This window comes from Gracilimonas sp. (assembly GCF_040218225.1).
In the GTDB taxonomy this organism is placed as follows: Bacteria; Bacteroidota; Rhodothermia; order Balneolales; family Balneolaceae; genus Gracilimonas.
Window position 1 is genome coordinate 23,027 of sequence record NZ_JAVJQO010000003.1, and the last position, 13,177, is coordinate 36,203.

At 43.6% G+C, this 13,177-nt stretch carries 13 protein-coding genes; 6 read left to right on the plus strand and 7 right to left on the minus strand.

Annotated features, from left to right (window positions below):
- Window positions 1–62: 62 nt before the first annotated feature.
- Window positions 63–1,139 carry a ketol-acid reductoisomerase gene (gene ilvC, locus RIB15_RS02535; RefSeq protein ID WP_350200582.1) on the plus strand — a complete coding sequence of 359 codons (1,077 nt, stop codon included), beginning with the start codon at window positions 63–65 and terminating at the stop codon, window positions 1,137–1,139.
- 180 nt (window positions 1,140–1,319) lie between these two features.
- Window positions 1,320–2,585, plus strand: coding sequence for a threonine ammonia-lyase (gene ilvA, locus RIB15_RS02540; RefSeq protein ID WP_350200583.1), 1,266 nt, complete (start codon window positions 1,320–1,322; stop codon window positions 2,583–2,585).
- A 67-nt stretch (window positions 2,586–2,652) separates the two neighbouring features.
- On the opposite strand, the gene RIB15_RS02545 is transcribed toward ilvA, so the two are convergent.
- The 3 genes from RIB15_RS02545 to RIB15_RS02555 all read right to left on the minus strand — a co-directional run bounded on the left by RIB15_RS02545 (window position 2,653) and on the right by RIB15_RS02555 (window position 4,361).
- Window positions 2,653–3,207 carry a fasciclin domain-containing protein gene (locus RIB15_RS02545; RefSeq protein WP_502881332.1) on the minus strand — a complete coding sequence of 185 codons (555 nt, stop codon included), beginning with the start codon at window positions 3,205–3,207 and terminating at the stop codon, window positions 2,653–2,655.
- 206 nt (window positions 3,208–3,413) lie between these two features.
- Complete coding sequence (locus RIB15_RS02550) at window positions 3,414–3,782, minus strand: hypothetical protein (protein WP_350200584.1); 369 nt, start codon at window positions 3,780–3,782, stop codon at window positions 3,414–3,416.
- Between the two features lie 102 nt (window positions 3,783–3,884).
- A complete protein-coding gene (locus RIB15_RS02555) occupies window positions 3,885–4,361 on the minus strand; it encodes a GNAT family N-acetyltransferase (protein WP_350200585.1) in 477 nt (158 codons plus the stop codon).
- 77 nt (window positions 4,362–4,438) lie between these two features.
- Here RIB15_RS02555 and RIB15_RS02560 point away from each other — a divergent pair, with 77 nt between their 5' ends.
- A complete protein-coding gene (locus RIB15_RS02560; protein ID WP_350200586.1) occupies window positions 4,439–5,584 on the plus strand; it encodes an aminotransferase class V-fold PLP-dependent enzyme in 1,146 nt (381 codons plus the stop codon).
- 63 nt (window positions 5,585–5,647) lie between these two features.
- Here the strand turns inward: RIB15_RS02560 and RIB15_RS02565 are convergent, their stop codons facing one another.
- The 4 genes from RIB15_RS02565 to RIB15_RS02580 form a co-directional block, all read right to left on the minus strand.
- Window positions 5,648–6,406, minus strand: coding sequence for a succinate dehydrogenase/fumarate reductase iron-sulfur subunit (locus tag RIB15_RS02565; protein WP_350200587.1), 759 nt, complete (start codon window positions 6,404–6,406; stop codon window positions 5,648–5,650).
- A 128-nt stretch (window positions 6,407–6,534) separates the two neighbouring features.
- Window positions 6,535–8,457: a fumarate reductase/succinate dehydrogenase flavoprotein subunit gene (locus RIB15_RS02570; RefSeq protein ID WP_350200588.1), complete on the minus strand. Its 1,923-nt coding sequence runs from the start codon at window positions 8,455–8,457 to the stop codon at window positions 6,535–6,537.
- 55 nt (window positions 8,458–8,512) lie between these two features.
- Window positions 8,513–8,920 carry a GxxExxY protein gene (locus tag RIB15_RS02575; protein ID WP_350200589.1) on the minus strand — a complete coding sequence of 136 codons (408 nt, stop codon included), beginning with the start codon at window positions 8,918–8,920 and terminating at the stop codon, window positions 8,513–8,515.
- A gap of 35 nt (window positions 8,921–8,955) precedes the next feature.
- Entirely contained in the window at window positions 8,956–9,663 is a 708-nt protein-coding gene (locus RIB15_RS02580) for a succinate dehydrogenase cytochrome b subunit (protein ID WP_350200590.1), read from the minus strand.
- A 299-nt stretch (window positions 9,664–9,962) separates the two neighbouring features.
- Between RIB15_RS02580 and RIB15_RS02585 the strand changes: the two genes are divergently transcribed.
- Genes RIB15_RS02585 through RIB15_RS02595 form a run of 3 tightly spaced genes read left to right on the plus strand, consistent with a single transcriptional unit; the run spans window position 9,963 to window position 13,172 of the window.
- Complete coding sequence (locus RIB15_RS02585; RefSeq protein WP_350200591.1) at window positions 9,963–10,577, plus strand: IMPACT family protein; 615 nt, start codon at window positions 9,963–9,965, stop codon at window positions 10,575–10,577.
- 43 nt (window positions 10,578–10,620) lie between these two features.
- On the plus strand, window positions 10,621–11,166 hold the full coding sequence (locus tag RIB15_RS02590) for a cob(I)yrinic acid a,c-diamide adenosyltransferase (RefSeq protein ID WP_350200592.1): 546 nt from the start codon (window positions 10,621–10,623) through the stop codon (window positions 11,164–11,166).
- A 2-nt stretch (window positions 11,167–11,168) separates the two neighbouring features.
- Window positions 11,169–13,172 (plus strand): SGNH/GDSL hydrolase family protein, encoded by a 2,004-nt coding sequence (locus tag RIB15_RS02595; protein WP_350200593.1) that lies wholly within the window; start codon window positions 11,169–11,171, stop codon window positions 13,170–13,172.
- Window positions 13,173–13,177 lie beyond the last annotated feature (5 nt).

A 13,177-nucleotide genomic window follows, 5' to 3' on the forward strand; every position in this document is an offset into this window, starting at 1 on the left:
ACGCTCAGCGTCGGAACGAACAACGAATGTAAATCACTCATAAAAACACACAGAAATAAATTATGGCAACACTAAATTTTGGCGGCGTCGAAGAAGAAGTAGTTACCCGGGATGAATTCCCCCTTGAAAAAGCACTTGAAACCATGAAAGATGAAACCATTGCGGTGATCGGTTATGGTGTTCAGGGGCCGGGACAAGCACTAAACCTAAAAGACAATGGCTTTAATGTGATTGTTGGCCAGCGCAAAAATTCCAGCACCTGGGATAAAGCTGTTGAAGATGGCTGGGTTCCCGGCGAGACTTTATTTGAAATTGAAGAAGCAGCTCAGCGCGGAACCGTTGTACAGTATCTGCTTTCTGATGCCGGACAAATAGCTGTTTGGCCAACCGTCAAGGCAGCCCTTAATCCCGGCGATGCCCTCTACTTTTCGCACGGATTTGGTATTACTTATAAAGATCGTACAGGCATCATCCCTCCTGAAAATGTGGATGTTATTCTAGTAGCTCCTAAAGGTTCGGGAACCTCCCTCCGGCGCATGTTTCTGGAGGGACGGGGCCTGAACTCTAGCTATGCTATCTTTCAGGATGCCACCGGCCGTGCCAAAAAACGGGTAACTGCCCTCGGAATTGGAGTCGGTTCAGGATATTTGTTTGAAACCACTTTTAAGAGCGAAGTTTACAGTGATCTAACAGGCGAGCGGGGTACACTCATGGGTGCTATTCAGGGAATATTCGCTGCTCAGTATGAAGTGCTCCGGTCAAACGGCCATTCTCCTTCTGAAGCCTTCAACGAAACGGTTGAAGAGTTAACTCAATCACTGATGCCGCTTGTTGCAGAAAATGGCATGGACTGGATGTACGCAAATTGCTCTACCACAGCTCAGCGCGGTGCTTTGGATTGGTGGAAAAAGTTCCGTGACGCGACCAAGCCTGTATTTGAGAATCTATATGATGAAGTAGCTGCCGGACGCGAAGCCCAGCGCTCTATCGATTCAAACAGCCAGTCTGATTACCGGGCAAAACTGGAAGAAGAACTCAAAGAACTCCGTGAATCCGAAATGTGGAAAGCAGGTTCGACCGTGCGCCAGCTTCGTCCGGAAAACAATAAGGTTGAAGAAGAAGTAGTCGCCGGAGAATAGCATACCCGTTCCGACGCAGAGCGTCAGAACGAGTTGGGCTTGTTGAACGCCTGGTTCCGACACAGAGCATCAGAACGAGTTTTTTGCTTGATGAATGCCTGGTTCTGACGCTCTGCGTCGGAACCAAATGATGTAGCTAATTCAATTCAAAATTTCCAATCCATAATTTCCAAATTCTACATGCCTGAAGCTAAAGTATCATCAACCGTCTCGGTTCAAAATATACAGGAAGCCGCTCATGTCCTGAAAGACGTAGCCGTTCGTACACCGCTGATGTATAACCACCAGCTTTCAGAACAAACCGAAGCTAAAATCTGGCTGAAACGGGAAGACTTACAGGTAGTTCGTTCCTATAAAATCCGGGGAGCTTTTCACAAGATTCAAAGTCTTACTGATAAAGAACTGGAGAATGGAATCGTCTGCGCCAGTGCCGGAAATCATGCTCAGGGTGTGGCCTTTGCCTGTGCGCAAAAGCAAATCAGGGGGACTATTTTTATGCCGGTTCCCACTCCCGAACAGAAAGTGAAACAAGTGAAAATGTTTGGCAAGGAATACGTCGATGTTCGTTTGGTGGGTGACACTTTTGACGATTCTTTTGACGAAGCCATAACCTTCAGCAATCAACAAAAAGCCGCCTTCATCCCTCCTTTTGATGATCCTAAAATTATTGAAGGCCAGGGAACCGTGGGAAAAGAAATCCTGGAGGATGCGGAAGAACCGATTGACTACCTGGTTGTACCAGTTGGTGGAGGCGGACTTTCCGCAGGCATTGGCTCCTATTTCAGTGTACTCTCTCCTTCCACAAAAATTATCGGGGTTGAACCGGCTGGCGCTCCCGCTATGAAAAAGTCACTCGAAGAAGGCAAGCTCATCACCTTAGACAAAATTGACAAGTTTGTGGATGGAGCTGCAGTAAAACGGGTGGGCGAGCACACGTTCAACATCTGCCGGGAAGTGCTGGAAAAAGTAATTACCGTGCCGGAAGGGAAAGTATGCAGTACCATTCTCCAGCTGTATAATGAACAAGCGATTGTAGCAGAACCGGCAGGATCATTAGCTGTGGCTGCCCTCGATTTTCTGAAGGAAGAAATCAAAGGAAAAAACGTGGTTTGTGTTGTCAGCGGAAGCAATAACGACATCACACGAACGGCCGAAATTAAAGAACGGTCGATGCTGTATGAAGGACTCAAGCATTATTTCATTGTGGATTTTCCCCAACGGGCCGGTGCATTACGTGAGTTTCTGGATAATGTACTCGGACCTGAAGATGACATCGCTCACTTTGAATACTCTAAGAAAACCAGCCGTGAACAAGGTCCGGCCTTAATCGGGATTGAAGTGAAAGCCAAAAAAGATTTTGAGCCTTTAGTCGGGCGTATGGAAGCAGCCAACATCAACTATGAATACGTCAACAACCAGCCTCATCTATTTCGGTTTTTGATTTAAAATAGCTTAATAAAAAAAGGCCGACATCTTTCGATATCGGCCTGGATGGTCCTGTCTGGTTTCTAACTTACCAGTCTTTGTCTTTCTTTTCTTTCTTCATTTGCTTGTCAGCAGAAGCCAGTGCCTTTTGAATACTTGGAGGCAGAATCACTTCATCAATCACGTGTACCACACCATTTGAAGCATTGATATCAGCCATTGTTACGGAAGCGCCATCAACCCACGCTTTTCCATCTTTAAGCTTGATCTTGGCTTTACTTCCCTGAACCGTTTCTGCCATCATACCATTTTTCAGGTCGCCCGACATTACTTTCGCAGGTACTACATGATAAGTAAGTACTGCTGTAAGCTTATCCTTGTTTTCTGGTTTAAGAAGCATATCGAGTACGCCTTCCGGCAGGGCTTCAAAAGCTGCGTTTGTGGGAGCGAAAACAGTGAAAGGACCGTCACTCTGTAGCGTCTCAACCAACCCGGCTGCCTGAACTGCAGTTACGAGGGTTGAAAGTTCATCGGTAGCAACAGCCAATTCTACAATATTACTGTCTTGCGCTTTTACGTTTGTGGACAGAAGCAATGCAAAGGTTAATGCAAAAACTCCTGATACTCTCTTCATGAATTCCATAATAATTAAGGTTTGTTATGATTGAATAGTCAGTCTCTAAAAGCTGAGACTTATTACTTTCATTCCAAATTGAAAGAAATAGTTTCCTTCATTTACAACCTTTTAAACCATTATGACTGCCTTTTTTACCCTTATTTCTTAGCCCCATCCGCTAGTAGACTAGCGCTCAGTGACTTACAGAACATCCTGAAATTCAACCCTGAAAATCACCGAACACGTTTGGCAATTTTGGCTGCTTTTTCGGCATCATTTAAATCTTCAGTTTCCTCATCGTCAAGATGTAACCGAATATCATGGTCATTTTCCCCGTTCTTGATTGCCTCCCATGCTTCACTGGTCACAATAGCTTCCAGATTCTGAAGACGTTCTACCAACTGTTCATTCTTTGCTTCGCTCTTTTTCAATGCTTTCCTTAATTCTTCATTGCTTGAGCCCAACTCCCCGGCGTTTTGCCTGATCTGCTTTTCCAATTCTTTCATCTCTGAAGTCTTACGGGTGCCAAATATAATCACCCCCATTAAAACAACCAGGCTCACCATTGCCATCCCAAGAAATATTACTGTCGACCACTCCATACTTTTCCCCTTTTTTTGATAACCTACAAAATTTTAAAAACCAATGCTCAGCTACGGCAGTTACCTGAAAATGTTACCCTAACAGCATACTCCCAAACAGACTCATATCTCCATGGCCATCAGAGCCACTCTCTTTTTACCATTTTCCGTTTCTTGTTCCGCTACCTTTTTGAAACCCAGCGATTTGTGAAAGGCCAGCGAATTTGGATTTGGCGGCTGAAGATTCACTTCACAGGTAATCAACTTTTGATTGGAGTTATTTGATAAATACTCATATAGAGCCGTTCCAAACTTTCTGCCCCGAAAATCTTCTGAAATCACGATACGGTCTACATAATCAAAATCATCATAATTAGTACAGAAAAACGTATAGTTCAGGCTTGGGTAATCCAGTCCCTTTTGAAGTACGATTATGAAGCCGGCCAGCTCCCCCTTTTCTTCTATCACTAGGAATGGATTTGCCTTTTCCAGATAGTACTCCATCTCCGAAAGTTTCACACTACTTACATGGGGAAGAGAAGCCTCATTCATTTCAAGAATTTCGGGAAGATCTTTCTTCAGGGCTTGTCTGATATTCATCAACAAAAAATTTGGTAATTGATAACTGAAATTTCGACGTTCCACAACCTAATTCAAACTAATTGTAATCGCCACCCATGGACTGTAAAAAATCTCACTTCCAGCTTGATACATCTGTTACTTACCTGAACTGTGCGTACATGTCGCCCCAGCTAAAAGTGGTTGAGGAAGCCGGAATTTGGGGAGTACAACGAAAACGAAATCCGTTTCAAATTTCTCCGGAAGAGTTTTTTGGTGAAACGGATCAGCTTCGTAAGGAATATGCCAAACTCATTAATACTGATGACCCAAAACGAATTGTCGTTATTCCTTCAGCCTCCTACGGAATGGCCAATGTGGCTAATAATGTGCCGGTTAACAAGGGGGATAATATCATAGTGATCGGTGAACAATTTCCAAGTAATGTATATCCATGGCGCTCGGTGGCTCAGGAAAAAGGGGGTGAAATCATCACTGTAACTCCACCAAAAGAACATAAAGACCGTGGTAAAATCTGGAATGAGAAAATTCTGAATGCCATCAACGACCGAACCAGGCTGGTAGCTGTCGGCAATATTCACTGGGCAGATGGCACTTTATTTGACTTAAAAGCCATCCGGAAACGAACGCGGGAAGTAGGAGCCTGGCTTGCCATCGACGGAACTCAATCCGTAGGCGCTCTCCCCTTTAATGTATCTGAAATTCAGCCCGATGCCCTCGTTTGCGCCGGTTATAAATGGCTGATGGGACCTTATTCTATCGGGCTGGCCTATTATGGTCCCGCACTGGATGAAGGAAAACCGGTAGAAGAAAACTGGATCAATCGGTATGAAAGTGAAAACTTTGCAAACCTGGTTAATTACAACGATGACTATCAGCCAGGAGCTTTACGCTATGAAGTAGGCGAACACAGCAACTTCATACTGATACCTATGATGCTTAAAGCGGTTCAACAGCTGAATGAATGGGGCGTCGATAATGTCCAGCAATATTGCCGGGAACTGATAGCTGAACCTGTTGAAAAACTAAAATCAGCCGGATATAGAATTGAAGATCCTGATTTCAGAGCCGCTCATCTGTTTGGAATTCGTTTAGGCGAAGAACATGATATGGACCAAATTAAAGCTGAGTTTGATAAGCAAAACATCCTGGTGTCCTTCCGGGGTGATTCCATCCGGGTTTCACCGAATGTGTATAATACTGCTCAGGATTTCGATAAGCTTGTTGACGCGTTAATCTCCTGACATAAAAAAGCCGGCATTTATAGCCGGCTTCAAATTTATTCAAATGATCAAATCAAAGATTCATCAATCTCCGCTCATCACCGCTTTCATGTAATCGCGGCGCATTTCAGCAATAGCTGAAATGGAGATTCCTACCGGACAAACCGCTTCACACTCTGCGAAGTTAGAGCAATCGCCAAAGCCTTCTTCCTTCATTTGATCGACCATAGCCACTACGCGATCTTTACGCTCAACTTCACCCTGTGGCAGCTTATTAAGGTGAGCAATCTTGGCTCCGGTAAACAACGATGCAGAAGCATTTGGACAAGCCGCTACACAAGCTCCGCAACCAATACAGGTGGCGTAGTCAAAGGCCGCATCGGCTTTTTCTTTTTCAACGGGAATAGCATTTGCTTCGGCAGCAGAACCGGTTTTCACGGAAACATATCCGCCAGCTTCAATAATTCGGTCAAAAGCGCTGCGGTCTACTACCAAGTCCTTAATAACCGGAAAGGAAGCAGCTCTCGGCGGTTCAATCGTGATACGATCTCCATCGCTGTAGTTACGCATGTGTAACTGACAAGCAGCTACCCGTTGTTTAGGTCCGTGTGCACGGCCATCGATTACCAGATTACAAGATCCGCAAATTCCTTCACGGCAGTCATAATCAAATTCAACGGGCTCTTTGCCTTCCAGCATCAGCTCTTCGTTGAGCACGTCAAGCATTTCCAGGAAAGACATATGCTCATTGACATTATCGAGTGTATACTCTTCAAAATGCCCCTGTGCATTCGGGCCGTTCTGCTTCCAGTATTTAAGATGAATGGTCATTTCTTTACTCATAGTGCAATAATTTTTGCCACAAAAGCTCTAAAACACGAAGGGTATAATTTGTAAGAAATCATACTTTGAATCATGTTATTGCTCTTCCGGTTTAACATTAAATTTTGTGTTTTCGTGATTTAGTGGCTCTATTTATAACTACGTTGTTTTAGCTCAACGAATTCAAATTCTAGATTTTCTTTGTGAAGGGTTTCTTCCAGTTTGCCATTCAGGCCTTTGTATTCCCAGGCAGCTACATATGAAAACTCTTCATCATTACGCAAGGCTTCCCCTTCCTCAGTTTGATATTCTTCACGAAGGTGACATCCAGCAGATTCTTCACGCTGTAAAGCATCTTGTGCCATCAGTTCTGCCAATTCAAAGAAGTCAGCAACACGACCAGCGAATTCCAGATATTTGTTATAATTATTTTTCTCGCCGGGTACTTTCACGTTCTTCCAGAATTCTTCCCGGAGTTCGCGAATTTCCTCGATGGCAGATTTCAAGCCTTCAGCATTTCGGGCGATCCCAATTTTATCCCAAACAATCTTACCTAATGATCGGTGGAAGTCAATAATTGTACGGTCACCGTCAATATTCAGAAGCTTATCAATTTGAGACTGAGCAGCATTTTCTGCTTCTATAAACGCCTCGTGATCGGTTCCATAGCGTTTGCCGGGCTCTTGTTTTGCCAGATAATCACCAATGGTATAAGGGAGAACGAAATATCCGTCTGATAGTCCCTGCATCAATGCACTGGCACCTAATCGGTTTGCACCGTGATCAGAGAAGTTAGCCTCTCCGGCAGCGTACAATCCAGGAATGGTTGTCTGCAGGTTGTAATCAACCCAAAGGCCACCCATGGTATAGTGAACAGCCGGATAGATTCTCATTGGCCGTTCGTATGGGTTTTCACCGGCGATGTTTTCATACATATCAAATAAGTTGCCATATTTTGCTTCAATAGCCTGGCGTCCATCACGTTTAATGGCATCACGGAAATCCAGGTAAACGGCCAGTCCGGTTTCACCAACACCCAATCCGTCATCACAAACCATCTTGGCATTACGGGAAGCCACATCTCGAGGCACAAGGTTACCAAAACTTGGGTAGCGCTCTTCGAGATAATAATATCGTTCGTCTTCGGGAATATCGTTCGGATGGCGATCATCCCCTTTCTTCTTCGGCACCCAAACCCGGCCATCATTTCTCAAACTTTCACTCATCAGTGTCAGTTTAGACTGATAGTCGCCGGAAACCGGAATACAGGTTGGGTGAACCTGAACGTAACATGGGTTTGCAAAAGCAGCTCCTCGTTTGTGAGCTCTCCATGCAGCAGTTACATTTGAATTTTTTGCATTGGTGGAAAGATAGAATACGTTTCCATAACCGCCAGTGGCAAGCACTACAGCATCGGCTTCATATCTGTTTAACTCACCGGAAACCAAGTCACGAGTAATGATTCCTCGGGCTTGTCCGTCAATCACAACCACATCCAGCATTTCATGGCGCGGGTGGTATTTGATATTCCCGTTGTGGACCTGACGCATCATCGCCTGGTAAGCCCCAAGCAACAGCTGCTGACCTGTTTGTCCGCGGGCATAAAATGTTCGGGATACCTGTGCACCACCGAATGAACGGTTAGCCAGGTTACCTCCATACTCACGGGCAAAAGGAACACCCTGGGCTACGGCCTGATCTATAATTTCGTTGGATACCTGGGCAAGGCGATACACATTTGATTCGCGAGAGCGGTAGTCGCCGCCTTTAATGGTATCGTAAAAAAGCCTCCAGATGCTATCTCCATCATTTGGATAATTCTTGGCAGCGTTAATTCCACCCTGAGCCGCAATACTGTGTGCACGACGAGCTGAATCCTGAATACAGAAGCTTCTTACATTGTAGCCCAGCTCAGCAAAACTAGCTGCTGCAGCTCCACCGGCCAGCCCGGTTCCCACTACAATAATTTCATATTTCCGCTTGTTATTGGGTGCCACCAATTTGATGTCCTTGATGTGCTTATCCCATTTTTCTTCTAACGGTCCGCCGGGTACTTTTGAATCTAATTTCATAATCAATTAATTCGCCACGAAAGCTCTAAAACACGAAAGTTGTATGTCTGCATAATCACACAACAAAACGGTTTATACCTCTTCCGATATTTTTAACATTAAAGTTTATCAAATAGCCTAATCTCTTATTTGTCAATTTCAGGTGGCTGATAATTTGCGCTTCCCAAACCGGATTTGCTTTATCAACAGCCTTTAATTCACAAATTATTTCATCCTCTACTAAAACATCTAATCTAAGTCCTTCATCAAATTTTAAATTATCGTATGAAATAGATATGGGAACTTGTCTTTCTGCTTTTAATCCTTTCTTCCCAAGCTCATGTACTAAACAAGCTTCGTATATCTTTTCCAATAAGCCAGGCCCTAAATTTTTGTGCACTTTATAAGCAGCATCTACCACTTCTTTTCCAACTCTTTCAAGTCGGTCAGGAATGGGGCTAATTTTATCTGCTTGTAAACTCATCATTAAAATTTAGTGATTTAGTGTTTTAGTGGCCCTTAATATGTGATGAGTGAACCTTCTCCGCCAGTCAGGAAGATATATAGCGGAATGAAAATAAAGCCTAGCATCAATACGATGGCAAAGATGTAAGCTCCTATTTGTACTTTCTTGGAAGTATCTCCATGCTTCATTCCCAATGATGTAAACGCACTCCAGGCACCGTGAGACAAGTGCAAAATCACCAATGCAAGTACCGCAATATACCCAAATGCTACAAGCGGCTTCTGAAATTCTGCAATTACCAATGCTCTTAAATCACGGGCGTCTGTTGCTCCAACCGATTCCAGCGCCACCGTTTCTGTAGGGCCAAATTTGAAATGCCAGATATGGAATACCAGAAATACCAAAATGATAATTCCTGTCCAGATCATGCTTCTGGAAGCCAGTGACTGATGGCTGGGTCCGCCTTTGGTTTGATATTTGTCGTAGCCTTCCGGACGGGCTTTTCTACGCTGCAACCAAATGGAAATCCCCAAAATAGCATGATATAAAAAGAAAAATGCCAATCCGGCCTCGATTACATAAAGTAGCGGCCCAAGGCTTTCCAGCGTGTACGTGTAAACGTTAAATGCTTGTGATTCTCCAAAAATTGTGAGGTTACCAGCGAGGTGTCCGATCAAAAATAACATGAGCCCGATACCTGTGATACCGGTCATGATTTTACGGCCCACCTGAGAGTTCAGAGCTTTAATAAGAGAAGGCATGTAATTACGTCTTAGATAATTTCAAATTGTGGTAATAAAACAGCTGCTTGCTATGCTTAGTTTCAATTCATATTGAAACTTTAAACAAAGCTTTACTGCGCCGTGAAAATCGCTTTTTCCGCTCTGAATAACAAGGCAGATTACTTCTAAATAAAGCTTTTGATTATTCGGCATTCTTCTAATACCCTAAAGCGCATTTGTTTGCCTGAGGCCAATCCCTGAAATTCTGAAATTCATTTTTCATATATGACTTTCGTCTGCACTCCTGCTACCTTAACATCTATAATTCTTCCATGATGATGTTTAGCATAAAAAAATCTTTTGAAAGCAGTTTCCGTGAGCGTGGATCCAAGTTCCTTGGATACCTTTTCCCTATTGATTCTGAAAATAAGTTTTCAGATCAATTGGATCTGCTTAAATCCAGATATCCTGACGCCACACACCACTGCTATGGCTGGCGGATCAATCCGGCTCAACCCAAAGAATTCAGCACTGACGATGGCGAACCTTCTGGTACGGCCGGACTTCCTATCCTGAATCAGCTGAAATCCTTTGAAGTTGTGAATGCAGGAATTGTGGTCGTACGTTATTATGGAGGCACAAAATTGGGAAAATCGGGCTTAATAGAGGCCTATGGGCTCGCAGCAAAACAATGCCTTGAAAAAGCCACGCTGATTTCCATCAGACCTGTTCAAATGTTTGAAATTCAATACCCTTATTCCGAAGAGAATACCATTCAGAAATGGAAAAACGACTACGAACTGGTGGTTCAGGAATCAGAATATCTTGAAATCATCACCCTGAAAATTGCCTGCCCTAAAGAAATGGCTGCCCAATTCGAAAAAGAACTTATCGGAATGAAACACCTTAATATCACTTTTGAAAAGCTGGAAGAACATTTCATGGCTAGTTAAGTAACTTATCAAGCAAACCCCTATTTTCTGAAAAAAGGATGTTATGAAAATTTACACCAAGAAAGGCGACAGCGGTAATACCTCCCTCTTTGGCGGGCAGCGTGTTTCTAAAAGTTCCAAACGTATCGATGCCTATGGAACTGTAGATGAGCTTAACTCTATTTTAGGAATGGCTGCATCATTTGGTTTATCTGAGAAGGGCGCTGAACTTATCGAAACAGTACAACAACAGCTTTTCGTACTGGGAGCCGATCTGGCAACCCCTCAATCTAAAGAAGTTCGCATTGAACGCATCGGGCACTCTGAGGTTGAGTTTCTGGAAAAAGCCATTGACGAAATGGAAGAAACCCTGGAGCCACTGAAGAATTTCATCCTTCCGGGAGGCGCTAAAGCTGGGGCCACACTTCACTTTGCACGAACCGTTTGCCGAAGGGCTGAACGCATTACCGTAGAGTGCCGGCATGAAGAAGAGATTTCGGAAGTAGCAATTATGTATATCAACCGGCTTTCTGATTTCCTGTTTGTGCTTGCCCGGTATGAAAACAAAGATGCAGGTACTGAAGAAAAAACCTGGATTCCAGCACGATAAGTATGTCTCTGACAAATAAGGCCAAAGATTACATCCGAAAGCATTACAAAAAGAAAAGTGCTGCAGAAATAGCTGAGAATTTGAATCAGAGTAAAGAAGACGTTCAGGCTTTTATTGATGAAATCAGCGAGCCTTTGCCCTTTAAAAAGAAAATGGCCTTCTATGCTATCACTTTTTCCATACCGGTTCTTTTCTTTGTGATTTTGGAGGTTGTACTAAGGGGTGTAGACTATATGGGTAATACCGAGCTGTTTATAGACCCGAATATTCCGACCGATGAATATTACATGCCCAACCCCAACTTTGCAGCCCGTTATTTCTTTTACACCAAAACAATACCCAGCCCTTCCTCTGATGTTTTTTTGCAGAGCAAACCTGAGAATGCATTTCGGGTATTCGCAATGGGAGGATCAAGTGCTGCGGGTTACCCTTATGGATACAATGGCACCTTCTCCAGGATTGTAGATGATATGTTGTCTGACGCCATGCCAGACCGTGAAGTCGAAGTCGTGAATGTGGCTACTTCTGCCATTAGCACCTACACCTTGTTCGACCAGACAGATGAGCTTTTAGAACAGAAACCAGATGCCATTATGATTTATGCAGGACATAATGAATTTTATGGCGCACTTGGAGTAGGTTCCAATGAGAACCTGGGTGGTTTCCCAGGATTCGTCCGCTTTTATCTGAAGTTGCAGCGGTTCAAGACGTTTATGTTGTTGCGGGAGATTATTGTCGATTCCGGACAATGGCTCTCTTCTGCAGTTAGTGACGAAAAACCGGCTACAGGTACGCTTATGGAGCGTATCATCAACAACCAGTCTATAGCGTTAAATGGTCCGGAATATGAGCTGGCTATGGTGCAATTCAAGAGTAACATGGAAGCCATTATCCAAAAGTTTGCGGACGAAGGCATACCGGTTTATATCTCTACTATTGCCAGCAATGTAAAAGACCAACCTCCTTTTGTATCTATTGAACAAGAGAAAAACCCTCCGGCTGATGATGTTTACCAGGAAGCGCTATCTGTTTACCAAAACGGCGATTCCGTTGTTGCAAAAGAGCAATTCGAATATGCCAAGGATCTGGACGGGCTAAAGTTTCGGGCTCCATCCGATATCAACAGGATTATACAATCGCTTTCCGATTCATATCCCAATACAAAGCTGGTTCCGGTTCATGAAGCCTACGAAAAAGCATCCGCTAATGGAATTATTGGAAACAATCTGATGCTCGAACACCTGCACCCAAATCAAACAGGGTATTTTATTATGGGGCGAAATTTTGCTGAGTCTTTACTTTCAGACTTAGAAGAACAAGGTCAGATTTCTACAGATGATTTAGAGCCAGAATCATATTTTGGTCAGATGTACATCTCCGAGTTTGATAACAGAATTGTACATCACAGGCTGCGCACCTTAAAACAGGGATTTCCGTTTATTATGGATGGAAGTGTAACACCGTACCAGTTTAGCTATAATCCGGATGGTGTTTTGGATAGCCTGGCATTCGGAGTTGTGCATAAAGACATACGATGGGATGCTGCAAAGGTAAAACTGGGTTCTTATTATGAAGATCAGGGCAACATTGAAAAAGCCCTCCTTGAATATAAAGGACTCATCCGAAATCAACCGTGGAATGATTCTCCCTATGTTTACGCAGCCCGCATGCTAATCAACCAGAATGATTATGCTGCCGCCGAACCTTATTTGCGAAAAGCCTATGAACTGGCACCACGTGAGGCCTTCATTACCAAAATGCTGGGCTCTATTGCACTGAATAGTGGGAACATAAATGATGCTATCAAATTTCTGGAAGAATCACGGCAAGTCAATCCCAAAGACCCTCAGATGTTATATAACCTCTCCGGTGCTTATGGAACCAATCGTGAATTTCAAAAAGCGATGGAGATTGCTAATGAAGTAATTGAACTAAACCCGAATTATCCGGGTATACAACAGTGGAAACAGCAACTCGATAGAATTTTAAACTCAAGAAGAAACTAATTCAA